Origin of the sequence: Rathayibacter sp. AY2B9 (genome assembly GCF_002931595.1) — a bacterium.
In the GTDB taxonomy this organism is placed as follows: domain Bacteria; phylum Actinomycetota; class Actinomycetes; order Actinomycetales; family Microbacteriaceae; genus Rathayibacter.
The window spans coordinates 135,870-162,357 of sequence record NZ_PSUB01000001.1; the positions used below are offsets into that span (position 1 = coordinate 135,870).

Sequence of the window (26,488 nt, forward strand, 5' to 3'; positions counted from 1 at the left end):
GTCAGGTCGTGTAGGCCGAGGGGTCGAACCGGCCGAGCTCCTCGCGGAAGGCGAAGGCGAAGTCGGGCCAGAGCAGCGTGAGTCGCCGGTTGTCGTCCAGGTACCAGCTCTCGCAGCCGCCGTTGGTCCAGACGGTGTCGGCGCTGAGGGCGTCGAGGCGGGCGACGGAGGCGGCCTCGGCCTCGGCGGTGACCTCGAGCCGGTCGGCGCCGGAGACCGCGAGGTGGTCGAGCGCGGCGAGCACGTAGGCGATCTGCGTCTCGATCATGTGCACCGCGGAGTTGTGGCCGAGGCTCGCGTTGGGGCCGTTGACGACGAAGAGGCTCGGAAAGCCGTGGACCGCGGTCGACTCGTACGCGACCATGCCGTCGGCCCAGCGGTCGGCGAGGAGGACGCCGCCGCGGCCGCGGATGCGCCGGGCGAAGGGCGGCCGCGTGGAGTGGAAGCCGGTCGCGAAGACGAGCACGTCGACCCTGTGCGGGACACCGTCGTCGCCGAGCGCGGCGCCCTCCTCGAGGCGCCGGAGCGGACCGGGGACGACGCGGACGTGCGGCTGCGCGAGAGCGGGGTAGTAGTCGTCCGAGAGGAGCACGCGCTTGCAGCCGATCTCGTAGTCCGGAGTCAGCACGGCGCGGAGCGCGGGATCGATGATCTGCGCCTCGAGGTGGCCGAGCGCCTCCGCCCGCAGCCGGTCGATGGCCTCGGGCACGGCGACGCGGCCGGCGAAGCCGAGCTCGGCGCGCCAGAACAGCTCCTCGCGGAGCCTCGCGAGGGCCCCGGGCGCGCGGGAGAGGGTTCGGCGCTCCTCCGGCGGGTACGGGCGGTTCCGGCGGGGGACGACGTACGGGGCCGAGCGCTGGAAGAGCACCACCTCGGCGGCGCGCTCGGCGAGGTGCGGCACGATCTGCACGGCGGAGGCTCCCGAGCCGACGATACCGACGCGCTTCCCGTCGAGGTCGACGTCGTCCCTCCAGCGGGCGGAATGGAAGGCGGGACCCGCGAACGAATCCAGGCCCGGGACGGCCGGGAGGCGGGGCTCGGAGAGGCGCCCCGCGCAGACGAGGAGGACCGCGGCGGAGTGGTCGCCCCGGGAGGTGCGCACCCGCCAGCGGTGCGCCTCCTCGTCGAAGACCGCCTCGAGCACCTCGGTCCCCAGCCGGAGCCGGGGCGCCAGGCCCTCCTTCTCGACGACGCGCTCGAGGTAGGACTGGATCTCGGCCCCGGGGGCGTAGAACGCCGACCAGTCGGCCTCGGGGGCGAAGGAGTAGGAGTAGAGGTGCGAGGGGATGTCGCAGGAGACTCCGGGGTAGACGTTGTCCCGCCAGGTCCCGCCGATCCGCTCGGCGCGCTCCAGCACGACGAACGAGGTCCCGCCGCGGCGCTCCAGGCGGACCGCGGCTCCGAGCCCGGCGAACCCGGCGCCGATCACGACGACGTCGACGTCCATCAGACCGTCGTCCTCGCCAGGACGCTGCCCGCCGGGTCGCGGTGCGGATCGGCGAGGAAGTGCTCGAGGACGGCGAGGAGCTCGGCGGGCCGCTCGGCGAGCACCGCGTGACCGGAGTCGAGGACGGCGTAGCGGGCGTCGTCGATCGCGCCGAGCAGGGCCTCGGCGCCCTCGACGCCGGCGACGGCGTCGGCGGAGCAGCCGACCACGAGGGCGGGAACCCGGCAGTCCGAGGCGGCCGCAGCGACGTCGGCCCGGGCGGAGGCGGCGAGCATCCGCGCGGCGTCGGCGCCCCACGGGGAGGAGGCGGTGGCCGAGCGGACGGCGAGGAGCCGAGCGGCCTCCTCCTGCGCGTCGGGCGGCAGCATCGGCCAGAGGCGCGCCGTGCGGAGGAGGCGCTCCGTCGGGCGCAGCCATCCGGCCACGAGGGCGAGGGCGCGCACCCGCCGATCGCCCGCGGCGAAGGCCACGGCGGCTCCGAGCGAGTGGCCGATCAGGACGGCCTCCTCGGCGCCGAGCGCGTCCAGGGAGGCGCGGACCGCGGCGGGTCCGTCGAGCCAGGGGTCGCCGAGATCGGCGAGCTCGAGCGCGGCGACGCGGTGGCGCCGCGCCAGCATCGGCAGCAGCAGTCCGGTGTCGCTCCGCGCGCCCCGGCCGACGCCGGTCAGCAGCAGGACCGCGCGCGGGCTCTCGGCGCCCGCGGTCAGCAGCCGCACGGTGGCGCTGTCGGACTCGATCCGCTCCTCCCGGACCAGATCGGCCTGGCGCCGCAGGTACTCGGAGCGGGTCATGACGCCCGGCGGGTCCCGCGGACCGGGAGGCGCATCCGTTGCGGACCCGCCGCTGCGACGGGCTCCGCCCGCAGCGCCCTCTCCGGCGCGACCACGCCGTACGTCGTGGTGCGCTGGCGCCAGCCGCGGCCGATCTCGCCGCTCAGCCGGGCGACGGTCGCGATGTCGAGCGAGCGGTAGGCCTCCGCTCCGGCCTCGGGCCGCAGGGCGCCGTCGAGCAGCAGGCCGCCGAGGTCGTCCGCCCCGCCGCGGAGGAGGACCTGCGCCGCGTGCAGTCCGAGCTTGGTCCAGGCGGTCTGCACGTGGGGGATCCGGCCGTGGAGGACGAGCCGTGCGACGGCGTGCACGGCGCGGGTCTCGCGGAGGGTCGGCCCGCCCCGGCTCGCGCGCACCACGGCGGGAGGCGCCTCCGCCGGGACGAAGGGCATCGCGATGAACTCGGTGAAGCCGCCCGTCTCGTCCTGGATCGCCGCGAGCGTGCGCAGGTGCGCGAGCTGCTGCTCGGGGGTCTCGACGTGTCCGTAGACCATGGTCGAGGTGGAGCGGAGGCCGCTGCGGTGCGCGGCCGCGATCGCCTCCCGCCACTCGGCCACGGTCGGGTCCGTCCCCTCGCTCAGGACGGCGCGGACGTCGTCGTCGAGGATGCGGGCGGCGGTCCCCGGGACGGAGTCCACGCCGGCCTCGCGCAGAGCGTCGAGCATCGCGGGCAGGGTTCGGCCCGTGCGCCGGGCGACCTCGAGGATCTCGCCGGGCCGGTAGGCGTGCAGGTGCAGCGAGGGCTGCCGCTGCTTCAGCGTGCGGACGATCAGCAGCAGATCGTCGCCCGGGTGCTCCGGTCCGATCGCGCCCTGGAGGCAGAGCTCGGTGGCGCCGAGCGCGACCGCCTCGTCGGCGAGCTCCTCCAGCCGCTCGACGGTCAGCCCGCCGTCTCCCCAGAGGGAGGTGTCGATGTTGCGGTTGACGACGACCGAGACCTCGTCGCCGGCGGCGTCGTGCCGCAGGTCGTCCGCCAGAGCGGAGAGGGCGTCGAGGTCGTCGCCGTCGGCTGCGAGCAGGGCGAGGTAGTCGGCGTCCTCGAGACCGGCGGGGTCCGTCTCCGCCCGGGCGAGCACGGCGCCGAGGGCGGGCGCGACCGGTCGGGGCAGGGCGTCGAGCGAGTCGCGGTAGGGCCGGGGGAGGACCGCTGCCGCCTCGTCGGCGAGCCAGGTCCCGCGGTCGGCGAGCGCCTCGACGTAGGGAGCGACGCGCGGATCGATCCAGGTGGCCGAGTCGCGGAGGTACTGCGGGTGGGCGGTCAGCCGCTCGTGCAGCCGGTAGCCGGCCGTCGCGGTGAGCCGCGCGAGGTCGTCGATGTTCGGCCAGGGGCGCTCCGGATTCACGTGATCCGCCGTGAGCGGGCTGACACCGCCCCAGTCGTCGACCCCGGCGCGCAGCAGCAGCCCGAGCTCCTGCTCGTCGGTGAGGTTCGGCGGCGCTTGGATCGTCGCCTCGGCGCCCAGCACGAGGCGCGCGACCGCGACGTTGGCCACGTACTCCTGCAGCTCGAGGTCGACCTCGTTCTGCATGGCCGTCCGCGGCTTCGCGCGGAAGTTCTGGACGATGCACTCCTGCACATGGCCCCACCGCTCGTGGGACTCGCGGATCGCGAAGAGGGCGTCCGCCCGCTCCGCCGCGTTCTCGCCGATGCCCAGCAGCACGCCGGTGGTGAAGGGGATGCGGCTGCGTCCCGCGTCCTCGAGCACGCGCAGGCGCAGCGCCGGGTCCTTGTCCGGGGAGCCGTAGTGCACGCCGCCCTTCTCCGACCAGAGGCGCTCGGCGGTCGTCTCGAGCATCATGCCCATCGAGGGCGCGACCGGGCGGAGCCGCTGCAGCTCGGCCCACGACATCACGCCGGGGTTCAAGTGCGTGACCATGCCCGTCTCGCTCATCACCAGGACGGCCATCGCGCGCACGTACTCGAGCGTCGAGGCGTAGCCGTGCTCGGCGAGCCAGGCGCGGGCGACCGGCCACCGGTCCTCCGGGCGGTCGCCGAGCGTGAACAGGGCCTCCTTGCAGCCGAGCGCGGCACCGGCGCGGGCGACCTCGAGGATCTCCTCCGGCTCCATGAAGGTCGACTCGCGCTTGGCCGCGAGCCCGCCCGGTGTCTCCACGAAGACGCAGTAGTGGCACCGGTCGCGGCAGAGCTTGGTCAGCGGGACGAAGACCTTCCGCGAGTAGGTGACGACGCCGGGCCGTCCGCGGCGGGCGAGTCCGTCGTCGCGCAGGCGGCCGGCGGCCTCCAGCAGCAGGTCGAGGTCGTCGCCGCGCGCGCCGAGGAGCTCCTCGGCGGTCACGCGCGTCAGCGCCTCGCCGCGGTCGAGCCGGGCGAGCAGGGTGGCCGTGGTCATGCGGGAGCGGCCCTTCCGAAGGGGGTCGTGGCGGAGGCGGGAGGTCAGAGCGCGCGCAGCCGCGGCGCGAGGTCGCGCTCGAAGGCGTCGAAGAAGCGCTGCTGGTCGTCGCCCGGGGCGTGGAAGACCAGGTGGGTGAAGCCCGCGTCGACGTAGGGCTTGATCTGCGCGACCGTCTCCTCGGGGTCGGAGCCGACGATCCAGCGCTTCGCGACCTGCTCGATCGGCAGCTCGTCGGCGGCGCGCTCCATGTCGACCGGATCGGTCAGCGAGTGCTTCTGCTCCGGCGACAGCGAGAGCGGCGCCCAGAAGCGCGTGTTCTCGAGCGCGAGCGCCGGATCGGGATCGTAGGAGAGCTTGATCTCGATCATGCGGTCGATGGTCGAGGAGTCGCGATCGGCCGCCGCGGCGCCCTCCTCGACGGCGGGGAGCAGCTTCTCGGTGTAGAGCTCCATGCCCTTGCCCGACGTGCAGATGAAGCCGTCGCCCGCGCGGCCGGCGTACTTCGCGACGACGGGGCCGCCCGCCGCGATGTAGACCGGCACGCCGCTCTCGGGCTTGTCGTAGATCGACGCCTCGTGCGTGGAGTAGTACTCGCCGTCGAAGGTGACGCGGTCGCCCGCCCAGAGCGCGCGCATGAGCCGCACGGCCTCGCGCAGGCGGGCGAAGCGCTCCTTGAATTCGGGCCAGGTCTGCTCGCCCGCGCCCTGGTAGCCGGTGGCGACCTCGTTCAGCGCCTCGCCGGTGCCGACGCCGAGCATGATCCGCTCGGGGTAGAGCACGCCGAGCGTGCCGAACGCCTGGGCGATGACGGCGGGATTGTAGCGGTAGTGCGGGGTCATCACGGAGGTGCCGAGGGTGATGGTGGAGGTGCGCTCACCGGCCGCGGCGAGCCAGGCGAGGGAGAACGGCGCGTGCCCGCCCGTGTGCCGCCACGGCTGGAAGTGGTCCGAGACGACCGCGGTCTCGAAGCCGTGCCGCTCTGCGCCGACCGCGAGCTCGACGAGCTCCCGGGCGCCGAACTGCTCCGCCGATGCCTTGTACCCGAGCGTGATCGTCATCTGCAGCCTTCGTGAGAGGTGGGACGGCCCCCGGAGCGGGAGCGGCCCCTCCATTCTGCGCCTGCCGCGGCGCCCGGCGGGACGGGTGGACGCACCCGGGGGAGGCGTGCCCCGATCCCGCGCTGGGGAGGAGCGTCAGGCCGGCGGAGCGGCGATGTTCACCATCCAGCCGACGCCGTAGCGGTCGACCAGCATCCCGAAGCGGTCGCCCCAGGGCGAGGCGACCAGCGGCTCGACGACCGTGCCGCCCTCGGCCAGGCCGTCCCAGTAGCCGCTCAGCTCGGCGTCGTCGTCGCCGAAGAGCGCGATCGTGATGCGGGCGCCGCTCTCGGCCGGGCTCGAGGAGGGGGAGTCGGAGCCCATCAGGATCATCCCGCTCGGCGTGACGAGCTGGGCGTGCATGATCCGGTCCTGGTCGGCCGGATCCGCGCTCATCCCGAAGTCGCCGAAGCGGCTGGAGCTGAGCTCGCCGCCGAGGACGTCCCGGTAGAACTCCATCGCCTCCTGCGCGGAGCCGTCGAAGCCGATGTAGGGGCTCAGTGAAGTGGGCACGGCACGCCTTTCCGTCGAGGTGCGCCCAGTATCTCCGCGTCCCGACGCGAGCACCAGGGGCGTCCCGCAGAAGGTCCGCCCCCGGTCCTCAGAGCTCGTCGCGGGTGGGCGGGTTCGCGCCGGAGCGGGAGGTCGTGATGCCGGCGACGTGCGCGGCGTGGCGGCCGATCGCGTGCAGGGCGGGGCCGTCGAGGAGCATCCCGTTCGCGGCGCCGAGGCCCTGGCGGAACGCCTCGTCGAGGATCGCGCCCATCGCGGAGTCGCCGGCGCCGATCGTGTCCGCCACCACGATCCGGGCGGCGGGCACGGTCACCCGCGTGACGGCCGAGGCCAGCAGCAGTCCCTCCGCGCCGCGGGTGACGACCGCGAGCTGCGACCCGAGGGAGAGCAGCCTGCTGAGGACCTCGTCGAGCTGCATCGTCGGGTAGAGCCACTCCGCGTCCTCGTCGCTGAGCTTCACGACCTCGCACGCGGCGGCGATCCGCTCGAAGCGCGCGAGCGCCTCGGCGTGCGCGCCGACCAGAGCCGGACGGATGTTCGCGTCGACGCTCGCCGTCACTCCGGCGGGCAGAGCCTCGAGGAGCCCGAGCACGGCGGATCCGCCCGGCTCGAGGAAGATCGCGATGGAGCCGGTGTGGACGTGGGAGGCGCCCTCCGGGTCCGCCGCCGGCGGGTTCCAGGAGAGGTCGAAGACGTAGCGGGCCGACCCGTCCGCGGCGAGGACCGCCCGAGCGGTGCTGGTGCGCTCCGAGTCGCCGTGCCGGACCTCCACTCCGGAGGCCTCGAGGTGGGCGCTGATGCGGCGGCCGCGCTCGTCGTCGGCGATGTCGGTGACGAGGGTCGCGGGCCGCCCGAGGCGGGCGAGCGTGAGGGCGACGTTGGCCGGGGAGCCGCCGACGTGCTCCGTGGCGCTGCCGTCTCGCTCGACGATGTCGATCAGCGCCTCGCCGATGACCAGGGTGCGGGAAGCCGGGCTGACGCGCTCGTCGGTGGAGGACATGCCGACATCATGCCGGGTGACGGGGTCGCCCCGCGACGCGCGGGGCCGACCGGCGCGAGCGGCTCGTGTCCCGCCCGCGGTCTCAGACCCGGTCGCGCAGGTCCGCCAGCACCGCGTCCACGGTCGTGATCTCGATCAGCGGCGCGTACAGGGACATGGCGTCGAGCGCGCGCTGGTGGTCGGCCTCGGAGGCGCCGGCGCAGGCGTCCGCGGCGACCCTGACCCGCACTCCGGCGTCCGCGGCCGCCAGCGCCGTCGAGAGCACGCAGCAGTCGGTCGAGACGCCGGTGAGCACGAGCTCGCGGGAGTCGTCGAGCTCGGCCTCGAGCTCGGGCCCCCACTTGCCGAAGGTCGTGGCGGTGATCGTGCGATGGCCCTCGAACCCGGCCACGAGCTCGTAGAGCCGGTCGCTCTCGGGGACGAGCGCGAACGGCCATTCGCGGTAGTAGGGGATCCACGCGCCGGCGGGCCGCTCCGGGGCGACGAAGCGGGTGGTCACGACCCGCTCGCCGAACGCCGGGAGGAGCCGGCGGGTCCCCTCGGCCGCGCGCTCGAATCCGCCGGATCCCCACGGCGACTCGGCGTCGGCGAAGACGTGCTGCAGGTCGATCGCGACGAGCAGGCTCACGCCGAGGCCTCCTGGCGGCGGACGGCCCCGCGCGAGAGGGCGAGCGTTCCCGCGAAGCCGATCACGAGCGCCACGAGGACGCCGAGGTTGGCGCCGGCCCAGTCGCCGTCGCGGCCGCCGAGCGGGCCGAGGAGGTAGCCCTCCCACTCGAACCCGGGGGAGTAGTTGACCACCAGGCCCCAGCCGACGACCGCGCCGATCAGCACGAGGGCCACGGGGACCGCCGAGACGCTGCCGTAGCGGCCGCGGGAGTCGTACAGGGCCTCCTGGTCGTAGTCGCGCCGGCGGAGGAGGAGGTCGGCGAGGAACACGCCGAGCCAGGCCGCGATCGGCACGCCGAGGGTGATCAGGAAGCCCTGGAACGGGCCGAGGAAGTCGCCCGCGACGAACACGACGTAGACCGCTCCGAGGACCATCAGCACGCCGTCGATCCCGGCGGCCACCGGCCGCGAGACCTTGAGCCCCGTGCTGAGCAGCGCCAGGCCCGAGGAGTAGATGTCCATCACGGCCCCGCCGATCAGGCCGAGCAGCGCGACGACGATGAAGGGGAGCAGGAACCAGGTCGGCAGGATCCCGGCGAGCGCTCCGATCGGGTCCGCGGCGATCGCGTCCGAGAGCTCCTGCGAGGAGCCGGCCAGCAGCAGGCCGACGACCACCAGCACGACGGGCGCGACCGCTCCGCCGATCGTCGTCCACGCGATCACTCCGCTCGTGCGGGCACCGCGGGGGAGGTAGCGGGAGTAGTCGGCCGCGGCGTTCACCCAGCCCAGCCCGAAGCCGGTCATCATGAACACGAGCCCGCCGATGACCGCGGCGGCCGAGCCCGCGGGCAGGGCGCCGACGGCGGCGAGGTCGATCCGGTCGAGGACGAGCACGACGTAGACCACGGTCAGCACGGCGGTCGCGACGGTGATCGCGAGCTGGAGCCGCATGATCAGGCGGAAGCCCGCGATCCCGGCGATCACGATGAGCGCGGCGACCACGATCAGCGCGACCACCTTGGTGAGCACGCCCCCGTCCCAGCCGAACTCCTCGAACACCGTCGCCGTCGCGAGCACCGCGAGGGAGGCCAGCACCGTCTCCCAGCCCACCGTGAGCAGCCAGGAGATCACCGAGACGAGGCGGTTGCCGTCGACCCCGAAGGCCGCCCGGCTGAGGACCATCGTCGGGGCGGAGCCGCGCTTGCCGGCGACGGCGACCAGACCGCAGAAGAGGAACGAGACGACGATCCCGATCACGCTGACGAGCGTCGCCTGCCCGAAGGAGAGGCCGAAGCCGAGGAGGAAGGAGCCGTAGCTCAGCCCGAGCACGGACACGTTCGCGGCGAACCACGGCCAGAAGAGGTCGCGAGGGCGGCCGTGCCGCTCCGACTCCTGGATCGTATCGAGGCCGTTGAGCTCGATGCCGCTTGCGGGGCGGGTGCTCGGACGATCGGGGGAGGTCATCGCGTCCTCGTTCTCACGGGTGCCGGCCCTGCGCCGGAGCTGTGACGAACCTACAGCGCCCCGCGCTCGAACAGCAGCCGGAGCGATTCGAGGTCGTCCGCGACCCGCGCGCAGTCCTCGTCCCAGTCGTCGAGGCTCATCCCGGGGCGCCGCCGCACGGTGAAGGCCACCTCGGCGCCGTCCCCGTTCACGAGCACCCGGAGCGGATTGTCCACCACCGTCCCGTCGGGGAGCGTGACCTCGTGGTCCGCGACGCCGAACGGGTTCTGCGGGGCGAAGCGCACCTCGACCCGGCCCATCGGCGAGTCGGCGAACCAGCGTCCGTCGACCTGCTCGAGCGCGGAGGAGGCGAGGCCCGCGGCCCACCGCGGGAGGTTCGCCGGGTCGGAGACGAAGGCGTACACCTCCGCGGCCGGAGCCTCGATCACGACGCCCACGGGGCGCGATTCGTACAGGGTCATCCGCTCGTCCTTCCTCTGCAGCCGGTCAGTGCTCGTCGCCGAAGCTGGCGACCAGCAGTGCGGCCAGCGCCGTCCGCTCCAGCATGCCCTCGATGCCGATCGCCTCGCTGCGCGCGTGCGCCCCCTCGCCCGGGGCGCCGAGCCCGTCGAGGACCGGCAGGCCCAGCGCGGCGACGAGGTTGCCGTCGCTCGCCCCGCCGACCGCGATCTCGCGGAGGGGGACGTCGATCCGCTTCGCGACCCGCTCGGCCCTGCGGTAGAGCGCGGCGACGGAGGCGGTCCGCTCGAAGACGGGCCGCTCCCAGGAGCCGCGCACCTCCAGCCGGATGCGCGGGTCGGCGGCGGCGAGCGCGTCGAGCTCGGCCTCGACGCGGGCGGCCTCGGCGGATCCGCGGATCCGCGCCTCCAGCTCCAGGCGCACGCGGGCCGTCGTCACGTTGACCCGCGAGCCGCCGGAGACCACTCCGATGTTGACCGAGGTGCCCTCCTCCTCCCGCGCGATCGCCAGCACCCGCGGGATCAGCGAGCCGAGCTCGTGGATCGCGCTCGCCCCCTTCTCCGGCTCGACCCCGGCGTGCGCCTCGACCCCGACCACGTCGATCACGAAGCGCCCGATGCCCTTGCGCGCCGTCTTGACCGCGTCGCCGATCGCGCCCTCGAACACCAGGACCGCGTCGGCGCCCGCGCACTGCCGCTCCAGGAACGGGCGGGAGGCGGCGCTGCCGATCTCCTCGTCCCCGCTCATCACCAGGCGGACGGCCGGATGCGGGACGCCGGCGTGGCGGAGCGCGGCCACCAGCCACACCATCTGCACCAGCCCGGCCTTCATGTCGTAGCTGCCCGGTCCGCTCAGGCGGTCGCCGTCGACGGCGAAGGGCCAGGAGCGGGTCGTGCCCAGGGGCCACACCGTGTCGTAGTGGCCGAGCAGCGCCACGAACGGACGCGTGCCGCGGTGCGGTCTCGCGCCGCCGCTCGCCGGGACGGTCCAGCTGGTCGCGGTCGGCGCGTCCTGCGCACGCCGGTGCTGCACGTCGGCGTCGTGCCCGAGCCGCTCTCCCACCCAGTGCACCAGGAAGGCGTGCAGCTCGCCGAGCGCCTCGAGGGAGTCGCTGGGGCTCTCGATCATCACGAGGTGCCGGACGTCGTCGAGCATCCGCGAGCGGTTGTCGCGGAGGAAGGAGCGCACGCGGGCGGCGTCGTCGGCATCGGGGAAGGTCATCGACTCCGGAGTACCAGAGTGGGGCCGCTCGCGCGAACCGGCTGAACCGTTCGGGCCCCCGTTACGTTGGTGCAGGAAAGAGGTGGAGATGTCCGAGGATCAGGCCCAGATGCTGCGTGCGCTGCACGACGAGCACGCCAGCGCGCTCTGGCGGTTCGTGCTGCGCCTGACCGGCGACCGCCAGATGGCGGAGGACGTCGTGCAGGAGGCGCTGCTGCGCGCCTGGAAGCACCCCGAGATCCTCGCCCAGGGCGAGGCCGCCGCCCGCTCCTGGCTCTACACCGTGGCCCGGAACCTCGTCATCGACGACCGCCGCAGCGCCCGCTACGCCCGGGAGCTGGGCACGGACGAGGTCCCCGAGCGCCCGACCGCCGACCGCACCGACCAGGTGCTCGACGCCTGGCTGCTCTCGGACGCGCTCAGCGGACTGAGCCACGACCATCGCGCCGTCATCGTGCACGCCTACTACGGCGGCCGCACGGTCACCGAGATCGCCGCGCTGCTGGGGATCGCCCCGGGCACCGTCAAGTCTCGGATGCACTACGGGATGCGGGCCCTCAAGCTCGCACTGCAGGAGCGGGGGGTGACGGAGCTGTGAACCGCGACCCCTCCTCCGACGACCGGCACGACGACCCCTTCCGCGACTGGGACGCCGCGTACCTCCTCGGATCCCTGACCGCCGCCGACCGCCGCGAGTACGAGCTGCACCTGCGCGCCTGCCCCGGCTGCCGCGAGTCCCTCGCCGAGTTCGTCCCGCTGCCGGGCCTGCTGGCCCACCTGCCCCAGGACGAGGCGATGCGCCTGGTCGAGGAGCCGGAGGCGGCCGGCGATCCGGCTCCGGCGGCACTGCTGACCCGCCTCGCCGCGGCCACCGACTCCGTCCGCCGCCGGACGCGGCTGCGCATCGCGGGCCTGGTGCTCGCCGCCGCGGGCGTCTCGGCCGCCGCCGCCGTCGCCCTGCCGCTCGCGATCGGCCCGTCCCTCGCCCCCGTCGAGACCGTCGGCTCGACCGTCTCGCTCGCCGCGGCTCCGGGCGTCCCCGTCGAGGCCTCCGTGCGGTTCGTGCCGCAGCAGTGGGGCACGCGGATCGACATGGACTGCAGCTGGGCCGACACGGCCGAGCAGTACGCGGGCTCGGCCGGCTACGTCCTCTACGTCACGGACACCTCGGGCGGCACCGAGGCCGTCGGATCGTGGACGAGCGCGCCGGGGACGACGATGGAGCCCAGCCTCGCCACCGGGCTCCCGCTGTCCGAGATCGCCTCGGTCGAGGTGCGGCTGCAGGGATCGGACACCGTCGTGCTCACCGGCCGCCCCTGAGCGGGCCGCCGGATTCCCAGGTGCGCGCTCGGCGGACTGAGTAGCTTCTCAGTCATGACGATCGCGACCCTCGCCCTCGCCCCCGCCTCCGTGGCGACCGCCTCCTCCTCCGACAGCATCGACGAGCTCTCCGGACTCGTCGGCGTCGCCGCGCGGGTGATCGCCGCGCTCGGAGAGACGGGCGTCGGCCTGCTGACGCTGATCGAGACGGTGTTCCCGCCGATCCCGAGCGAGCTCGTGCTGCCGCTGGCCGGCTTCCTCGCCCAGCAGGGCCGGATGAACCTGGTGCTGGTCGTGATCACGGCGACCCTCGGCGCCTACCTCGGCGGCCTGATCCTCTACGCGCTCGGCCACCGCATCGGCACGGAGCGCTCGATCCGCCTGCTCTCCAAGCTCCCGCTGGTCGACCGCGAGGACTTCGAGAAGGCGGTCGGCTGGTTCCGCCGGCACGGCACCTGGGCGGTCCTCTTCGGTCGCCTCATCCCGGGCGTGCGCAGCCTCATCTCGCTCCCCGCGGGGGCCGAGCGGATGAACCTGCTGCTGTTCTCGGGACTGACGATCCTCGGCTCCGGCGTCTGGAACGGCCTGCTGATCGGCCTCGGCGCGGCCCTCGGCACGCAGTACGAGCTCGTCGACCAGTACGCGGGCGTGCTCGACGCGATCATCTACAGCGCGTTCGGCGTGCTGCTGCTCGCGCTCGTGGTGCGCCGCGTGCGGCGGCACCGTGCCGCGGCGCGCACCGGATCGCGCCACTGACCTGCGTCCACGGGCGGGCGGGCGCAAGGCCCCGCGCCACCCCGCCCCGGTGCCCTAACGTTCGAGGGGTCCGCACTCCCCGACGCGAAGGAACGCCATGTCCGAGACCGCCGCGCCCACGATGTCCCGCACCTCCGTCGAGCGCTGGTGGATCATCGCCGTCTCGCTGATCGCGATCGTGCTCGGCGTCATCGCCGTCCTGATCCCCGGTCCGACGCTGCTGACCGTCGCCATCGTCTTCGGCATCCACCTGATCGCCGCGGGCGTCTTCCGCCTGCTGCTGGCCTTCACCGCCTCGCGGCTCGATGCCCGGGTGCGCTGGCTCGCGGGCCTGCTAGGCGCCCTGATCCTGGTCGCAGGCATCCTGTGCCTGTCGAACCCGTTCGAGTCGCTGAGCGTCCTGGGCCTCGTGATCGGCGCGGGCTGGATCCTCGACGGCGTCTCGAGCATCACCAGCGGCCGCACCGTCGCCGGCCCCGCGTGGCTGCCGATCGCGGCAGGGATCGCCTCGGTCATCGCGGGCGTCCTGACGATCATCATGCCCGTGCTGGCGCTGGCCTCCTTCGTCACGGTCGCGGCCATCCTGCTGATCGTCGTGGGCGTCTCGGGCCTGCTCCTGCTCCCGGGCCGCACGAAGCGCCCCGAGGGCGCCGAGGCGTAGACCGCGCGGATGGCCGATCCCGATCTCGTCCCCGAGCTGCTCGTCGCCGACCTCGACCGGAGCCTGGGGTTCTGGTGCGGTCCCTGCGGGTTCCGGATCCACTACGCCCGGCCCGAGGAGGGCTTCGCGTACCTGGTCCTCGGCTCCGCGCACGTGATGCTCGAAGAGGCGGAGCGGGGCCGCAACTGGATCGCGGCACCGCTGGAGCGCCCGCTCGGCCGGGGGATGAACCTGCAGCTGCACGTCGACGACGCGGACCGGACGGCGGCGGCGCTCGCCGAGGCCGGGACGCCGCTGTTCTCGCCGCTCGAGACCCGCTGGTACCGGGTCGAAGCGGAGGAGGCGGGCGTCCGTCAGCTGGTGGTCGCCGATCCCGACGGGTACCTGCTGCGGTTCCAGTCGTCGCTCGGACGCCGACCGGCCCGAGCGGACGGTCCCGTCGCTCCCTGACCGGCCGACTGCGCCACCATCCGCTCGGCTCAGGACGTCATGCCAGCGAGTGACGACCGTGACACCGCGCGGCTGGTTCCCTCGGAGACATGACGCAGCACCCCGCCACCGCGACCCTCCCGCAGGTCCCGGCCGCCGCCCTCTCCGAGCCCGCGATCGAGCAGGCCGCCTCGGCGGAGCACGAGCCCCTCGTTCGTCCGGCAGACCTGGTGTCGGCGCTCACGGGCGTCGCGCTCTGCTTCTTCTCCCTCTTCGTCTACGCCATCGCGCACTGGCAGTACTTCGGCACGGACGTCGACGAGGTGAGCGTCCTCGGCTGGCTCGCGCCGCTGATCGCCGGCGTCGCCTTCCTGCTGTCGGCCGTCGTGTCCGTCGGGGTCCGCGCCTCCGGGCGCCGCGCCGAGCGGACCGCGGCATGATCCCCGTCCTCGCCGGGCTCGGCCTCGAGGCCGCGGAGCAGCTCCTCGTCCGCGCCGGATGCCTCCGCCCCGAGCACCCGTGGGCGGCCGGTGCCGCCACGGAGGCCGCGCCGCGGATCGACTTCGCCGTCCTCGCCGAGCAGGCGTGCCTCCTCGACCTCTCGGAGGAGGCGGTCGCGCGCATCGCCGTGTCGCTCGCCACCGGCCGCCCCGTCGATCTGCGGAGCGCCTTCGGGCATCTCACGCGCGACCACGCCCGGCTCGTCATGACCGCGGTCGCCGCGGCCGCCGGGCACGACCGCGTGAGCAGCCGGATCCGCGTGGTCGGCGACGAGCGCCGGGTCGAGACGGCGCCGCCCCTGGCCGTCTGGCCCTCCTGACCCCCGCCCGCCCCGATCGGGCGGGCGCGCTCGCCGATCCGACCCGGCGCTCCGCGTGCCTCCGATGCTCCAGGCAGGTGAGCCGTTCGGAGGTGCCGTGCCGCCGACCCGCGTCGCTACGGCCTTTCGGAGGTGCCCGGTTTAGGGTGTCCGTGTGCAACGAGTCGACGATTTCCCAGGAGCCGGACCGGTGGCGACCTCACCCGAATCCGGTGACCAGGGGGAGGCGTCCGCGCATCGGCTCTCCCCGACGGCGACCTCTCCCGTGCAGGTGACGAGCGGCGAGGCCGGCTACCAGGGCGGCAACGTGGCCGATCCGGTGTGGCAGTCGTGGCGCGACGAGCTCGCCAAGGTCGGCGGTCCGTCGCCCCTGCTCCACTTCGTGGACTCGCCCCGGACGCGCATCGAGCTCTCGACCACGCACCCCGGCGGGCTGCCCCCGTTCATCTCGGGCAAGACGACGCTCCTCTCCTCGCTCATCCGCGACGAGCTCGCCCTGCGCACCGCGAAGAACGCCGCGGGTGCGATCACCGACAAGGGGATCGAGCTGCGCTCGGTCCGCGGCATCGAGGGCGTCCACCTCGCCATCGGCCTCGCCCAGTGGCGCGCCGGCGACACGGAGTTCACCGCACCCGTGCTCCTGCGCCCGCTCGCCATCCGCCGCTACGGCCGCGACTTCGAGCTCAAGCTCAAGGGCCAGCCCTACTTCAACCCGCAGCTCGCGCGTGCCCTCAAGCAGCAGTTCGGCATCACGATCGACCCCGAGCAGTTCGTCGAGCTGGCCGTGCAGAACGGCGTCTTCAAGCCGCAGCCGGTCATCGACCAGCTGCGCGGCCTGACCTCGCACCTGCCGTGGTTCGCCGTGCACCCGCGCCTCGTGGTCTCGAGCTTCGCCGACGTGGCGGGCGACATGCTCCGCGACGCCCGGATGCTCGAGCACCCCGTCCTCGACGCCGTCGCCGGGAACCCGGCCGCCAAGCGGGCGCTGCAGCAGTCGCAGAAGGTGGCGTCGATCATCCCGCAGGACGAGCGTCCTCCGGCGACCGACAACCTCCTCCTCGACGCGGACGCCGAGCAGGAGCAGGTGATCGCGAACATCGCGGCCGGCAACTCGCTCGTCGTGAAGACCCTTCCCGGCACGGGCGGCACCCAGACCATCGTCAACGCGATCGGCGCCCTGGCCGCCCAGCACAAGCGCGTGCTGGTCGTCAGCGCCCGCCGGTCGAGCCTCGACAGCATCCACCAGCGCCTGATCTCGGGGGGCCTGGGCGGCATCGCGGTCGGGCCCCGCACGCTCCGCCGCGACCTCATCCAGTCGATCGGCCGCAACGAGAAGGCCGCGCGCCCCTCCGTCAGCGAGATCGACGACGCCCTGCTCCGGCTGCGGAAGGTGCTGCTCGACTACCGCGGCGCGCTCTCCCGCCGCGACGAGAGCTTCGGCGTCTCGGCGCTGCAGGCCCTCGAGGAGCTCGCCCGCCTCTCGCAGCTGCGGACGCCGCCGTCGACCGCCGCCCGCCTCGACCGCCGCTCCGTCACCGCTCTCGCGCACAGCCGCCCCGAGGCGACCCGGATGCTGATCGAGTCGGCGCGCCTGGGCGAGTTCCGCTACGGCCCGGGCGACTCGCCCTGGTACGGCGCACAGTTCGACTCCACCGCCGACGCCGAGATCGCCCACGAGCTGGCCAAGCGCCTGCACCTGCGCGACCTTCCGCGCCTGCTCGACCGCGCCCAGGACGTCATCGGCCAGACGCGCATGCGCCCGTTCGAGTCGGTCGCCGAGCTCGGCATCTACCTGCGCCTGCTGCAGGACGTCCGGGAGACGCTGGACAAGTTCCAGCCGGCCGTCTTCGACCGTTCGATCCAGGACCTCATCGTCGCCACCTCGCCGCGCCGCGAGGCCGCCGAGATGTCGTCCACCAACCGCCGGCGCCTGAAGAAGCTCGCCCGCGAGTACCTGCGTCCCGGCGCGCACGTCACCGACCTCAACGCGGCGCTCCGCCGGGTGCAGCAGCAGCGGACGCTGTGGCAGCGCTACGCGGTCGCCGGCACGATCCCCGAGGTCCCGGTCGGCGTCGCCGACGTGCAGGTGGCCTACCAGCAGGTGACCGACCAGCTGAGCCGTCTCGACGAGCCGCTCGGCCGCCGCGGGACGAACCTGCAGCTCGCCTCGCTCCCTCTCGCGGAGCTGGCCTCGATGGTGTCCGGCCTCGCCGAGGACAGCGAGGTGCTCGCCAACCTCCAGGAGCGGACGACCCTCCTCGCCACCCTGCGCGACTGGGGCCTGGACCCGCTGCTCACCGATCTCTCGCGCCGCCACGTGCCGGCCGAGCTGGTCGCGGGCGAGCTGGACCTGGCCTGGTGGCGCTCGGCGCTCGAGATCATGCTGACCGACGAGCGCGCGCTGCTCGGCGGCAACACGAGCGTGCTCGACCGGCTCGAGGCCGACTTCAAGCTCGTCGACGAGGCGCACGCCGCCTCGAGCGCCGAGCTGCTGGCCTGGAAGCTCTCCGAGACCTGGAAGATCGGGCTCGTCGACTGGCCGCAGGAGCGCGACGCGCTGCGCGCGCTGCTGCGCACCGAGGCGGCGACGACCCCTCAGGAGCTGCAGAAGGCCGCTCCGCACCTCTCGCGCGTGCTCGCTCCGGCGTGGCTCGCCTCTCCGTACGAGGTGCACCGCATCGGCACCGAGACGACCTTCGACGCGGTGTTCCTCGTCGACGCCGGGGCGACCACGCTGGCCGAGAACGTCGGAGCGATCCGCCGGGCGAAGCAGGTCGTCGCGTTCGGCGACCCGGTCACGCAGACCCCCACTCCCTTCGGCCTGCGCGTCGACGAGACGCCGGAGTTCGGCTCCACCGCCTCGCGGACCGACGTGGAGGCGCTGCACGCCCAGTCGGCGCTCGCCCGACTCGGCGAGCTGCTCAACACCGTCACGCTCACCCGCAGCTACCGCGCGGGCGGCGAGGACCTGGCCGAGCTTGTCAACCGCCGCTTCTACGGCGGCCGCATCGACTCCCTGCCCTGGGCCGGCTCCTTCCTCGGACACGACTCGCTCCGCTTCCACTACATCGCGAGCGGGCACGGCATGCCCGAGAACGACTCCGGAGCCGTCGAGTCCGTCGACGCCGAGGTCGCGAAGGTGGTCGAGCTGGTGCTCGAGCACGCCGTGATCCGTCCGCGCGAGTCGCTGATGGTCATCACCGCGAGCCCTCGCCACGCCGTGCGGGTGCAGCAGGCGGTGCTGACGGCCTTCGCCAAGCGCACCGACCTGAGCGACTTCATCCTCGGCGATCGGCCCGAGCCCTTCGCCGTCGTGACTCTGGAGCAGTCGGTCGCGCAGAGCCGTGACCGCGTCATCTTCTCGATCGGCTACGGCCGGACGCCCCACGGTCGCCTGCTGTCGAACTTCGGCGCGCTCGCGGAGCCGGGTGGAGAGCGTCTGCTGGCGGTCGGGATGACCCGTGCCCGCCGCTCGATGGACATCGTCTCGTGCTTTCGCCCGGGCGACATCGACGAGTCGCGCATGCGATACGGCATGGTCGCGCTCGCGCAGGTGCTGCAGGAGGCGGAGGACCGCGTCCAGCCGAGCGATCGCGACGACTACTCGGAGCCGATGCTGGTGGATCTCGCCGCGCGCCTCGAGCGCCGCGGACTCCGGGTCAACATCGGGCACAAGGGCAAGCTGGCCCTCGTCGCCGCGCACGGGACCCGTGCCGTGGTGGTCGAGACCGACCGCGACGTGAGCACGCAGAGCCTGCGCGTGTCGCTGCGCTTGCGTCCGGAGCTGCTGCGCCGGCTGGGCTGGCACTACCTGCGGGTGCACAACTTCGAGCTGTTCGCCGACCCCGAGGCCGTGGCCGCGCGGGTGGCCGGGCTGATCGGTGCGACCGCGGGGGAGGAGCGGACCCCTGCTCCCGCCGCCGGCGAGGCTCCTGCTGCTCCCGCCGCTCCTCCCGCCGCCGCCGCTCCGGCATCGGGGGAGACGCAGCCCGTCGAGCCGCTGCCGCACGACTGATCGTGGCGCCGGATCCCGACGCCCCCGCGGGTGCCGACCGCCCGTTGCGGCGCACCCGCGGCGGTCGGCGGGCGACGCTCCCCGCGAAGCCGGGCACCGATCCGTCCCCGCACGACGCTCCGATCGCCGACCCCTCCGCGCCGCCCGCGCGCCCCGACACCGGCCCGAACGACGCGCGCCTGCGCCAGGACGTCCCCCCGCACTACTGACGTCAGCCGGACCGGTCGGTGATCCGCGAGTCGAGACATGTCCCGTCGGCGACCTCTGACCTCCCCCCGGCGCGCCCCCGCTCGACGAGCGACCACGTCACGCCGACGCCTGCCGACCGCTCACATCGGGCCCGTCGACGATGGCCGACCGCTTCTGTCCGGCGCCCGCTGACGACCGCATCTTTCCGGTGCCCGTTGACCGACCGCTTCCCGCCCGGTGCCCGCCGGTATCGAGGAGCGCGCGGAGACAGGGCCGATCAGCCCCCGTCGGAGACGCCGAAGGTCCCGTTCGGCGACCTCCCGAAGTTGCCTGTGTCGTCCGAAACGCGTGCCGGCGTTTCGGACGCACCGTTCGCACAACGCTCTGCGACGCGTTCCCCCATCGGGAAGCCGACCGAGGTCCTCTCCCGCCTCCGGCGGAAGACGACAGAGCGACTCAGTCGACGTGCTTGCCGGAGTTCGCGGTGGTTGCGGTGCCGTTGTTGGCGAGCAGGTCGCGGATGTCGGCGAGGAGCTCGAGCTCGGTGGGGGCCTTGTCCTCCGCGGCGGGGGCGTCGGCGGCCTTCTTGGCGAACGCGGCGTTCTTGAGGTGGTTGATCGGCAGGACGAACGCGAAGTAGAGGACGAAGGCGACGATCACGAACTGGATCAGGGCCGAGACGACCGAGCCGTAGGCGATGACGGTCGGGTCCTCGCCGTTCTCTCCCGGTCGGATGGTCCAGACCAGGGTCTCGAGGGAGGAGGCGTCGAAGATCACGCCGATGAGCGGGTTGAAGATCCCCGTCACGATCGCGTTGACGATGGTCGTGAAGGCGGCGCCGATGACCACGGCGACAGCCAGGTCGATGACGTTGCCGCGGAGGATGAACTCCTTGAAGCCGTTGATCATGATCGTTCCGTTTCTGCCGTGAGCGGTGGGTGGCGGGTCAGCTCCCTGAGGAGGAACCCGAGGAGGAGGACCCGGAGGAGCCCGAGGACGACGAGGAGGAGGACGATCCGGAGCCCGAGGACCCCGAGCCGGACGAGGAGCCGCCCGAGCCCGATGAACCCGAGGATCCGGAGGAGGAGCCGCCCGATCCCGAGGAGCCCGACGACGAGTCGGATGAGCCGGAGCCGGATGCGCCCGAGCCGGACGAGCCGGAACCCGAGGAGGAGGAGCCGCCCTCGCTCGACTTCCCGCCGGAGCGGGAGTCGGTGCGGTAGAAGCCCGAGCCGTTGAAGGTCACGCCGACCGCGCTGAACACCTTGCGCAGCGCCCCCTGGCAGCTCGGGCACTCGGTGAGCGTGTCGTCGGTGAACTTCTGCTGGATGTCGAAGGCGTTGCCGCACTGCGTGCAGCGGTAGGAGTAGGTGGGCACAGGAAGCTCCTCGGAGGCGGGTGGGGGAGAAGGAGGACGGGGTCAGTGGCGCAGGTCGACGATGCCGGAGGGAGTGACGACTCCGTCGACGGCCTGGTCGTGGACCTCGCTGGGCACCCGGTCGACGAGCTCGCTGTCGAAGACGACGGCGTAGACCGGCGGGCACTTCTCCATCGAGCCGAGGGTCTTGTCGAAGTAGCCGCGCCCCCAGCCCATCCGCATCCCCTGCCGGTCGACGGTGGCGGCCGGGACGACGATGAGGTCGACGTCGTTGATCGCGATGGGGCCGAGCAGCTGCCCGACGGGCTCGGGCATGCCGAACAGGCCCTGGGTCTCGGTGTGGCCGTCGCCGACCGCCCAGTCGAGCAGGCCGTCCTGGCGCGAGACGGGGAAGAGGACGCGGATGCCGTGGCTCTCGGCCCAGCCCAGGAACGGCCGGGTGCTCGGCTCGTCCGGAGCGGAGAGGTAGCACGCGAGGGAGCGGGCCCCCACGCGGGTGGCGAGCTCGATCAGGTGGGCGGTGATCTGCTCCGCGGTCTGGTCGCGAGCGGTCGAGGTCTGCGTGCGGCGGCGCTCGCGCAGCTCGGCGCGCAGCGCCCGCTTCTCGTGCGTGATGTCGGCTGGCATGCGCTCAGTCTAGAACCGGGCCCCGCGCCGGCCTCCGCGCGGACGACCCTGAGGGACGCTCGTCCCGGACCGCCCCGGAACGGGGTCCGGCGCCTTCCGTCGCCGGTCCTGGCGCGAAACTCCCGCGACTTCCCCCGCCGCTAGGATGGCGCCCCATGGGCACTCGAATCCGCAAAGCAGTCATCCCCGCCGCAGGTCTCGGCACCCGCTTCCTGCCGGCGACGAAGGCCATCCCCAAGGAGATGCTGCCGGTCGTCGACAAGCCGGCGATCCAGTACGTGGTCGAGGAGGCTGCGGACGCCGGCCTCCAGGACGTGCTCGTGATCATCGGGCGCAACAAGAACGCGCTCGCCAACCACTTCGACTCGGTGCCCGAGCTCGAGCAGAACCTGTCCCAGAAGAAGGACGACAAGAAGCTCGAGCACGTCAAGTACGCCAGCGACCTCGCCGACGTGCACTTCGTCCGTCAGGGCGAGCCGAAGGGCCTCGGCCACGCGGTCTCCCGCGCGCAGCGCCACGTCGGCGACGAGCCCTTCGCCGTGCTCCTCGGCGACGACCTGATCGACGCCCGCGACCCGCTGCTCTCCCGCATGATCGACGTCGCCGAGCAGCGCGACACCACGGTGGTCGCGCTGCTCGAGGTCGACCCCGACCAGATCCACCTCTACGGCTGCGCGGCGGTCGAGGCGACCGACGAGGACGACGTGGTGCGGATCACCGGGCTGGTCGAGAAGCCCTCCAAGGAGGACGCCCCCTCGAACCTCGCGATCATCGGCCGCTACGTGCTGAAGCCCGACGTGTTCGGCGTGCTCGAGCACACCGCTCCGGGCAAGGGCGGCGAGATCCAGCTGACCGACGCGCTGGAGCGCATGGCCCAGGACCCGGCCGAGTTCGGCGGCGTCTACGGCGTCGTGTTCCGCGGCCGCCGCTACGACACCGGCGACAAGCTCGACTACATCAAGGCCATCGTGCAGCTCGCCTCCGACCGCGACGACCTCGGCAAGGATCTCAAGCCCTGGCTGAAGGACTTCGTCGCCGGCCTCTGACCCCCGGCGAGCGCGCCTCCGGAACGGACGGGACCCCCTGCTGAGGCGGGGGATCCCGTCCGTTCCTCCGTTCCCCGAGAGCACAGAACGCCGCGGAGTCCAGTCCCCCTCCCGCAGTGCGGTGGAGCAGTAGGGTCGCATCATGCCGCTCCCGATCCCGACGCTCACCGAGGGTCGTGTCACCGTCCGCCCCATCCGCGTGCGCGACGCCCGCCCTCTCGAGCGGGAGCTGATCGCGAACCGGTCGTGGCTGCGCCAGTGGGAGGCGTCCGACCCCCGGGGAGGCGCCGCGTTCGACGTGCGCGCCAGCATCCGCTCGCTGCAGCAGAACGCGCGGGCCGGCGGGGGAGTGCCGTTCCTCATCGACTGGGACGGCGAGCTCGCCGGGCAGCTCAACATCTCGAACATCGGGTACGGCTCGCTCTCCTCCGGGTCGATCGGCTACTGGGTGTCCGAGCGCTATGCCGGGCGGGGGATCACTCCGATCGCCGTGGCCCTCGCGGCCGACCACGCCTTCCTCGACCTGGGCCTGCACCGGATCGAGATCTGCATCCGCCCGGAGAACCGGCCGAGCCTGCGCGTGGTCGAGAAGCTCGGTTTCCGCTACGAGGGCCTGCGGCGGCGCTTCATCCACATCAACGGCGACTGGCGGGACCACTTCTGCTTCGCCCTCGTGGCGGAGGAGGTGCCCCGCGGCGTGCTCCGCCGCTACCTCGACGGGCAGGTCCCGTCGGAGGTCGGCGTGCCGACCGACGCGGATCTCCGCGCCTCGCGCCGCTCGGGTCTCTCCGGACCCTCCGACGGCGCCGGTGTCCCTCCGACGGGGCCCCGGCTGATCCGCGATCCGCACGGACACACCTACCCGTAATGACGGACGGGAGTGCCCGGTGCTCCTAGCGTTGTCCGCATGAGTAGCGACTGGCTGGGCGGGGGCGTCGTCTGGGCGCTCGCCGCCGTTCTGTGGGTCGCCTACCTGATCCCCACATGGATGCGCAGGCGGTCGTACAACGCGACCGAGCGCAACGCGGTGAGGCTGCAGCAGACGCTGCGGATCCTCGCCGAGACCGCGGAAGTGCCCGAGCACGTGCGTGCGGAGGCGACGGCCCGCGAGGTGGCGCTGCAGCAGCGCCGGCTCCGGGTGACCGAGACACGACGACGAGCCGAAGAGAAGGCACAGGCGATGGAGCTGGCACAGGCGGAGAAGGCGGCGCGCGACGCGCTGCGACGGGCGACCGCGAGCGCACGGCGGAGCACGCGGTCAGGGCCCTCGGTCCTGCGCTGGCGCCAGGGCGCCGCGCTGGCCGTGCTGGTCGGGGCGGTCGCCGCGCTGGTCGGGCTCATGATGCTGCCCTTCGGCGGCACGGGTGCGGTGCCGCTCGTCGGCCTGCTCCTCGCCGTCGCGGGGCTCGGCACGCTGATCCTGCTGGCTCCGGGTCGCCGCCGCGCCGCCGCTCCGGCCGCGACAGCGACGACGGCCGCCGCGACCGAGCGCCGGCGCGCCGAGGTCTTCGAGGCCGAGCTCGCCGAGGAGGCGGCGGACGACGCCTCCGAGGAGCTCGCCGAGGACCGTGCGAGCTGGACGCCGCAGCCGCTCCCCAAGCCGCTCTACCTCTCCCGGGGCACGGTGGCCGCCTCCGCGATGGCGTCGATCGACGCCGTGGAGCGCCTGCGCACCGCCGCGGCGGAGGCGGAGCTCGCCCAGCGCGCCGCCGCGACCGCTCCCGAGGTGGCGCCGCTGCGCGTCCCGCGTGCCGCCGCTCCCGCTCCCGCTCCCGCTCCCGAGGCGCCGCGTCCCTCCTCCCGCTTCGCCGCGATGGGCGTCGTAGACGGCGTCGACGCGATCGACCTCGACCAGGCGCTGCAGCGCCGCCGCGGGGCCTGACCCGAGTGCGAGGCGCCTGCTCGTCCGTGCTAGTGTGGACGAGTTGTTCGGGCCGGTGACGGCTCGGAAGGCACGGGTCCGTGGCGCAGTTGGTAGCGCGCTTCGTTCGCAATGAAGAGGTCAGGGGTTCGAATCCCCTCGGATCCACCACCACAGAAGGCCCGCTCGAGAGAGCGGGCCTTTTGCTTTGTGCCGGCGGCCGGATCGGGAACCTCGCCTGTTCGGCGGGTCGACCGCCTCGCGGCCTCGACGCGCTCGTCGGCGGAGGAGTGGTCCGTTCGATCGGCACTCGGTACTAGGCGTCTCCGCCGATCCTGGCTCGACCGCCGAGGACGGCGACTCCCGTCGAGACTCCGGCGACTGCGACCATCGCGACGATGCCCAGTGCACGGAGCACGAACGCCTTGTGCTCCGAATCCTTCAGCGCTTCGTCATCGATCGCTTCTTTGAACAGCCGAAGGACCGAGTAGCGGTCCGCCGCGCTCAGGGTGTCACGATCCAGTTCGCGGTTCAGGACGGCGCGGTACTCGGCGAAGGCCCTGTGAACCTTCTTCTGACTCTTCCAGTTGGCTCGAACGGCTGAACTCGCCTGATCTCGCACTTCACTGAACGAGTCGAGGACGAGATTCTTGAAATCCGGGAACTGCTCGACGACCTTCAGGGCGAGCTCCTCGCTCATGTTCGGCAGCTCGGATGCGAACGCGATGAACTTCTCTTTCGACAGATTCCTCCAGGAGTCGATACCGATCCTCTGCTTGAGATCGTCCTCGTTCGAGTAGTCCATGCTGATCCCTCTTCCCTCCACGGCGACGGCCGATCATCGCCTCAGAGTATCGAGGAGGAGCCGTCGGTCCACGTGCTCTCCGGGCGGGAGAGCGCGCGGGCCGGTCGTGCAGGTCCTGACGATCGGGCGCCTGAAGCTGTGGGCCGCCCGCCTCCGTGCGTCCTCCGTGTCCCCCATCCGGGCCGCGCCGGACGGGAGCCGCCCTCCTCCGGTCCGTCGGGGGATCCGCGGCGACGTACGCTCGCCCCTCGTGCTCTCGCAGCACGCGAGGCACTCGAACGATGGACGACCAGGGGACGGGACGACATGGGGACCACAGCACACAGGGCACGGCGGAGAGCGGCAGGGGTCGGCGCGGGGGCGATCGCGCTCCTGGCGGCGCTCCTGGCGGCACCGCCGGCGCAGGCGTCCGGGACGCAGACGCTGCTCGCGCTCGGCGACTCGATCACGCGCGCGGCGACGACCTGCGGGGTGAACCGCGACTGCGTCGAGAACTCCTGGGCGACGGGATCGGCGCCCGCGGTCGACTCGATCGCGAGCCGGATGGCGGCGGCGGATCCGCGGACGGCGGTCCGCGCGGTGAACTACGCGAAGTCGGGCGCGGTCATCAGCGGAGTCGAGTCGCGGATCGACGCCGCGGTCGCGGCCGGGGAGGAGCCGGACGTGGTCACGCTGCTGATCGGCGGCAACGACCTCTGCTCGCTGAGCCTCTCGCCCGACTCCCGCGACGGCTACGCGATGACGCCCGCGGCCTCCTTCGCCGCGTCGGCGACCCGGATCCTGCGCTCGATCGGCGAGGAGTGGCCGGAGGCGACGGTGCTCGTCGGCTCGGTCCCGGACATCGAGTCGGAGTGGGAGGCCGTGAAGCCGACGCCGGGCGCCGCGATCTGGGCCTGGGGCGGGGTCTGCCGGACCCAGCGCGGAGTCGACGCCACGACCGGAGCCCTGCTGACCGGCTCGGCCTACACCGCCTCGCTCGCGGCGGCGGAGGACCGGGAGGCCGACTTCAACGAGGCACTCGAATCGGCCTGCGCATCCGCCGCGAACGACTGCGTCTGGGACGGCGGCGCCCTCACGGCGGCTCCGATCTCGCTCGACCAGCTCTCGACGGACGTCGACTACTTCCACCCGAACGTCGCCGGCCAGGCGATGATCGCGGAGGAGCTGTGGACGGCCTGGGGCCTCGGCGACGAACCGGCTCCGACCCCGACCCCGACTCCCACGTCGGCGCCCACCGCGGCTCCTGCTCCGGCACCCACGGGCTCGCCCGCGCCGTCGCGCGACACGACGGCTCCGAAGACCGTCATCACCGCGCCGACGAGCGGATCGACGGTGCGCGGCTCTGTCACCCTGGTCGCCACCGCCAAGGACGACGTCGGCACGACGAAGCTGAGCTTCTGGAGCGGAGCCACGCGGCTGGGCGACGCGACGAGGGCGTCGGACGGCACGTGGCGCCTGACTGTCTCGGCCTCCTCCTACCCGGCCGGGCGGTACGCGATCGTCGCGCACGCCTCCGACGCCGCGGGAAACCTCGGGCGGAGCGCGTCGATCACCCTCAAGCGCTGAGCGGCTGAGGGGGCCGCCACCGGC

Annotated in this window: 27 protein-coding genes and 1 tRNA gene; 14 read left to right on the forward strand and 14 right to left on the reverse strand. The window is 73.2% G+C overall.

The genetic code is table 11. The annotated features are described in order from the left end of the window. Position 1: 1 nt before the first annotated feature. From C5C25_RS00740 to C5C25_RS00785, 10 genes are all read right to left on the reverse strand, one after another. The gene (locus C5C25_RS00740; RefSeq protein ID WP_104249447.1) at positions 2-1,447 is read right to left on the reverse strand and encodes an NAD(P)/FAD-dependent oxidoreductase; all 1,446 of its coding nucleotides are present in this window, start codon (positions 1,445-1,447) and stop codon (positions 2-4) included. Then, positions 1,447-2,238 carry an alpha/beta fold hydrolase gene (locus C5C25_RS00745; protein ID WP_104249448.1) on the reverse strand — a complete coding sequence of 264 codons (792 nt, stop codon included), beginning with the start codon at positions 2,236-2,238 and terminating at the stop codon, positions 1,447-1,449. The genes C5C25_RS00740 and C5C25_RS00745 overlap by 1 nt, the downstream gene beginning before the upstream one ends. After that, entirely contained in the window at positions 2,235-4,625 is a 2,391-nt protein-coding gene (gene cofG, locus C5C25_RS00750; protein ID WP_104249449.1) for a 7,8-didemethyl-8-hydroxy-5-deazariboflavin synthase CofG, read from the reverse strand. The genes C5C25_RS00745 and cofG overlap by 4 nt, the downstream gene beginning before the upstream one ends. 44 nt (positions 4,626-4,669) lie before the next feature. After that, a complete protein-coding gene (gene fgd, locus C5C25_RS00755; protein ID WP_219814369.1) occupies positions 4,670-5,686 on the reverse strand; it encodes a glucose-6-phosphate dehydrogenase (coenzyme-F420) in 1,017 nt (338 codons plus the stop codon). Positions 5,687-5,821: 135 nt separating this feature from the next. Then, positions 5,822-6,238, reverse strand: a complete 417-nt coding sequence (locus tag C5C25_RS00760; RefSeq protein WP_104246718.1) for a VOC family protein — start codon at positions 6,236-6,238, stop codon at positions 5,822-5,824. 88 nt (positions 6,239-6,326) lie between these two features. Further along, entirely contained in the window at positions 6,327-7,238 is a 912-nt protein-coding gene (locus C5C25_RS00765) for a carbohydrate kinase (RefSeq protein WP_104225065.1), read from the reverse strand. A gap of 82 nt (positions 7,239-7,320) precedes the next feature. Beyond that, entirely contained in the window at positions 7,321-7,866 is a 546-nt protein-coding gene (locus tag C5C25_RS00770) for a cysteine hydrolase family protein (RefSeq protein WP_104249450.1), read from the reverse strand. Then, the gene (locus C5C25_RS00775) at positions 7,863-9,311 is read right to left on the reverse strand and encodes a cytosine permease (RefSeq protein ID WP_104249451.1); all 1,449 of its coding nucleotides are present in this window, start codon (positions 9,309-9,311) and stop codon (positions 7,863-7,865) included. The genes C5C25_RS00770 and C5C25_RS00775 overlap by 4 nt, the downstream gene beginning before the upstream one ends. Positions 9,312-9,361: 50 nt before the next feature. Continuing rightward, positions 9,362-9,772, reverse strand: coding sequence for an SRPBCC family protein (locus C5C25_RS00780; protein ID WP_104249452.1), 411 nt, complete (start codon positions 9,770-9,772; stop codon positions 9,362-9,364). Between the two features lie 25 nt (positions 9,773-9,797). After that, positions 9,798-10,991, reverse strand: coding sequence for a M20/M25/M40 family metallo-hydrolase (locus C5C25_RS00785; RefSeq protein ID WP_104225069.1), 1,194 nt, complete (start codon positions 10,989-10,991; stop codon positions 9,798-9,800). A gap of 88 nt (positions 10,992-11,079) precedes the next feature. Between C5C25_RS00785 and C5C25_RS00790 the strand changes: the two genes are divergently transcribed. The 9 genes from C5C25_RS00790 to C5C25_RS00830 all read left to right on the forward strand — a co-directional run bounded on the left by C5C25_RS00790 (position 11,080) and on the right by C5C25_RS00830 (position 19,201). Continuing rightward, positions 11,080-11,589, forward strand: coding sequence for a sigma-70 family RNA polymerase sigma factor (locus tag C5C25_RS00790; RefSeq protein ID WP_104225070.1), 510 nt, complete (start codon positions 11,080-11,082; stop codon positions 11,587-11,589). Further along, positions 11,586-12,311, forward strand: coding sequence for an anti-sigma factor (locus C5C25_RS00795; RefSeq protein WP_104232863.1), 726 nt, complete (start codon positions 11,586-11,588; stop codon positions 12,309-12,311). Before C5C25_RS00790 ends, C5C25_RS00795 begins: the two co-directional genes overlap by 4 nt. A 54-nt stretch (positions 12,312-12,365) precedes the next feature. After that, complete coding sequence (locus C5C25_RS00800) at positions 12,366-13,067, forward strand: DedA family protein (protein WP_104249453.1); 702 nt, start codon at positions 12,366-12,368, stop codon at positions 13,065-13,067. A 97-nt stretch (positions 13,068-13,164) separates the two neighbouring features. Beyond that, entirely contained in the window at positions 13,165-13,728 is a 564-nt protein-coding gene (locus C5C25_RS00805) for an HdeD family acid-resistance protein (protein WP_104232862.1), read from the forward strand. A gap of 9 nt (positions 13,729-13,737) precedes the next feature. After that, the gene (locus tag C5C25_RS00810) at positions 13,738-14,178 is read left to right on the forward strand and encodes a VOC family protein (RefSeq protein WP_104249454.1); all 441 of its coding nucleotides are present in this window, start codon (positions 13,738-13,740) and stop codon (positions 14,176-14,178) included. A gap of 89 nt (positions 14,179-14,267) precedes the next feature. Beyond that, positions 14,268-14,597 carry a hypothetical protein gene (locus tag C5C25_RS00815; protein WP_104249455.1) on the forward strand — a complete coding sequence of 110 codons (330 nt, stop codon included), beginning with the start codon at positions 14,268-14,270 and terminating at the stop codon, positions 14,595-14,597. Further along, positions 14,594-14,977: a hypothetical protein gene (locus tag C5C25_RS00820; RefSeq protein WP_104249456.1), complete on the forward strand. Its 384-nt coding sequence runs from the start codon at positions 14,594-14,596 to the stop codon at positions 14,975-14,977. Before C5C25_RS00815 ends, C5C25_RS00820 begins: the two co-directional genes overlap by 4 nt. A 190-nt stretch (positions 14,978-15,167) precedes the next feature. Then, a complete protein-coding gene (locus C5C25_RS00825) occupies positions 15,168-18,992 on the forward strand; it encodes a DEAD/DEAH box helicase (protein ID WP_374955566.1) in 3,825 nt (1,274 codons plus the stop codon). A gap of 2 nt (positions 18,993-18,994) precedes the next feature. Further along, the gene (locus C5C25_RS00830) at positions 18,995-19,201 is read left to right on the forward strand and encodes a hypothetical protein (RefSeq protein ID WP_104223221.1); all 207 of its coding nucleotides are present in this window, start codon (positions 18,995-18,997) and stop codon (positions 19,199-19,201) included. A 436-nt stretch (positions 19,202-19,637) separates the two neighbouring features. Here C5C25_RS00830 and mscL read toward each other — a convergent pair whose 3' ends face one another. The 3 genes from mscL to C5C25_RS00845 are packed head-to-tail and all read right to left on the reverse strand — an operon-like array spanning position 19,638 to position 21,186. Next, entirely contained in the window at positions 19,638-20,090 is a 453-nt protein-coding gene (mscL, locus tag C5C25_RS00835) for a large conductance mechanosensitive channel protein MscL (protein WP_181072883.1), read from the reverse strand. Between the two features lie 37 nt (positions 20,091-20,127). After that, complete coding sequence (locus C5C25_RS00840; protein ID WP_104249457.1) at positions 20,128-20,559, reverse strand: FmdB family zinc ribbon protein; 432 nt, start codon at positions 20,557-20,559, stop codon at positions 20,128-20,130. Between the two features lie 42 nt (positions 20,560-20,601). Then, complete coding sequence (locus C5C25_RS00845) at positions 20,602-21,186, reverse strand: 5-formyltetrahydrofolate cyclo-ligase (protein WP_104249458.1); 585 nt, start codon at positions 21,184-21,186, stop codon at positions 20,602-20,604. Positions 21,187-21,341: 155 nt separating this feature from the next. Between C5C25_RS00845 and galU the strand changes: the two genes are divergently transcribed. The 4 genes from galU to C5C25_RS00865 all read left to right on the forward strand — a co-directional run bounded on the left by galU (position 21,342) and on the right by C5C25_RS00865 (position 24,264). Next, positions 21,342-22,232, forward strand: a complete 891-nt coding sequence (gene galU, locus C5C25_RS00850; protein ID WP_104223218.1) for a UTP--glucose-1-phosphate uridylyltransferase GalU — start codon at positions 21,342-21,344, stop codon at positions 22,230-22,232. Between the two features lie 142 nt (positions 22,233-22,374). Beyond that, complete coding sequence (locus C5C25_RS00855) at positions 22,375-23,100, forward strand: GNAT family N-acetyltransferase (RefSeq protein WP_104223217.1); 726 nt, start codon at positions 22,375-22,377, stop codon at positions 23,098-23,100. Between the two features lie 39 nt (positions 23,101-23,139). Continuing rightward, positions 23,140-24,114 carry a hypothetical protein gene (locus C5C25_RS00860; RefSeq protein ID WP_104249459.1) on the forward strand — a complete coding sequence of 325 codons (975 nt, stop codon included), beginning with the start codon at positions 23,140-23,142 and terminating at the stop codon, positions 24,112-24,114. Positions 24,115-24,188: 74 nt separating this feature from the next. Then, a tRNA-Ala gene (locus tag C5C25_RS00865) sits at positions 24,189-24,264 on the forward strand. Between the two features lie 145 nt (positions 24,265-24,409). On the opposite strand, the gene C5C25_RS00870 is transcribed toward C5C25_RS00865, so the two are convergent. Further along, positions 24,410-24,898 carry a hypothetical protein gene (locus C5C25_RS00870; protein ID WP_104226443.1) on the reverse strand — a complete coding sequence of 163 codons (489 nt, stop codon included), beginning with the start codon at positions 24,896-24,898 and terminating at the stop codon, positions 24,410-24,412. A 306-nt stretch (positions 24,899-25,204) separates the two neighbouring features. Here C5C25_RS00870 and C5C25_RS00875 point away from each other — a divergent pair, with 306 nt between their 5' ends. Next, positions 25,205-26,464, forward strand: a complete 1,260-nt coding sequence (locus C5C25_RS00875; RefSeq protein ID WP_104249460.1) for a GDSL-type esterase/lipase family protein — start codon at positions 25,205-25,207, stop codon at positions 26,462-26,464. Positions 26,465-26,488 lie beyond the last annotated feature (24 nt).

Coding starts and splice junctions, on each gene's coding strand:
- C5C25_RS00740 (WP_104249447.1), bottom strand. CDS start 1,447: ATGGACGTCGACGTCGTCGTGATCGGCGCCGGGTTCGCCGGGCTCGGA.
- C5C25_RS00745 (WP_104249448.1), bottom strand. CDS start 2,238: ATGACCCGCTCCGAGTACCTGCGGCGCCAGGCCGATCTGGTCCGGGAG.
- cofG (WP_104249449.1), bottom strand. CDS start 4,625: ATGACCACGGCCACCCTGCTCGCCCGGCTCGACCGCGGCGAGGCGCTG.
- fgd (WP_219814369.1), bottom strand. CDS start 5,686: ATGACGATCACGCTCGGGTACAAGGCATCGGCGGAGCAGTTCGGCGCC.
- C5C25_RS00765 (WP_104225065.1), bottom strand. CDS start 7,238: ATGTCCTCCACCGACGAGCGCGTCAGCCCGGCTTCCCGCACCCTGGTC.
- C5C25_RS00775 (WP_104249451.1), bottom strand. CDS start 9,311: ATGACCTCCCCCGATCGTCCGAGCACCCGCCCCGCAAGCGGCATCGAG.
- C5C25_RS00780 (WP_104249452.1), bottom strand. CDS start 9,772: ATGACCCTGTACGAATCGCGCCCCGTGGGCGTCGTGATCGAGGCTCCG.
- C5C25_RS00785 (WP_104225069.1), bottom strand. CDS start 10,991: ATGACCTTCCCCGATGCCGACGACGCCGCCCGCGTGCGCTCCTTCCTC.
- C5C25_RS00790 (WP_104225070.1), top strand. CDS start 11,080: ATGTCCGAGGATCAGGCCCAGATGCTGCGTGCGCTGCACGACGAGCAC.
- C5C25_RS00800 (WP_104249453.1), top strand. CDS start 12,366: ATGACGATCGCGACCCTCGCCCTCGCCCCCGCCTCCGTGGCGACCGCC.
- C5C25_RS00805 (WP_104232862.1), top strand. CDS start 13,165: ATGTCCGAGACCGCCGCGCCCACGATGTCCCGCACCTCCGTCGAGCGC.
- C5C25_RS00810 (WP_104249454.1), top strand. CDS start 13,738: ATGGCCGATCCCGATCTCGTCCCCGAGCTGCTCGTCGCCGACCTCGAC.
- C5C25_RS00815 (WP_104249455.1), top strand. CDS start 14,268: ATGACGCAGCACCCCGCCACCGCGACCCTCCCGCAGGTCCCGGCCGCC.
- C5C25_RS00820 (WP_104249456.1), top strand. CDS start 14,594: ATGATCCCCGTCCTCGCCGGGCTCGGCCTCGAGGCCGCGGAGCAGCTC.
- mscL (WP_181072883.1), bottom strand. CDS start 20,090: ATGATCAACGGCTTCAAGGAGTTCATCCTCCGCGGCAACGTCATCGAC.
- C5C25_RS00845 (WP_104249458.1), bottom strand. CDS start 21,186: ATGCCAGCCGACATCACGCACGAGAAGCGGGCGCTGCGCGCCGAGCTG.
- galU (WP_104223218.1), top strand. CDS start 21,342: ATGGGCACTCGAATCCGCAAAGCAGTCATCCCCGCCGCAGGTCTCGGC.
- C5C25_RS00855 (WP_104223217.1), top strand. CDS start 22,375: ATGCCGCTCCCGATCCCGACGCTCACCGAGGGTCGTGTCACCGTCCGC.
- C5C25_RS00860 (WP_104249459.1), top strand. CDS start 23,140: ATGAGTAGCGACTGGCTGGGCGGGGGCGTCGTCTGGGCGCTCGCCGCC.
- C5C25_RS00870 (WP_104226443.1), bottom strand. CDS start 24,898: ATGGACTACTCGAACGAGGACGATCTCAAGCAGAGGATCGGTATCGAC.
- C5C25_RS00875 (WP_104249460.1), top strand. CDS start 25,205: ATGGGGACCACAGCACACAGGGCACGGCGGAGAGCGGCAGGGGTCGGC.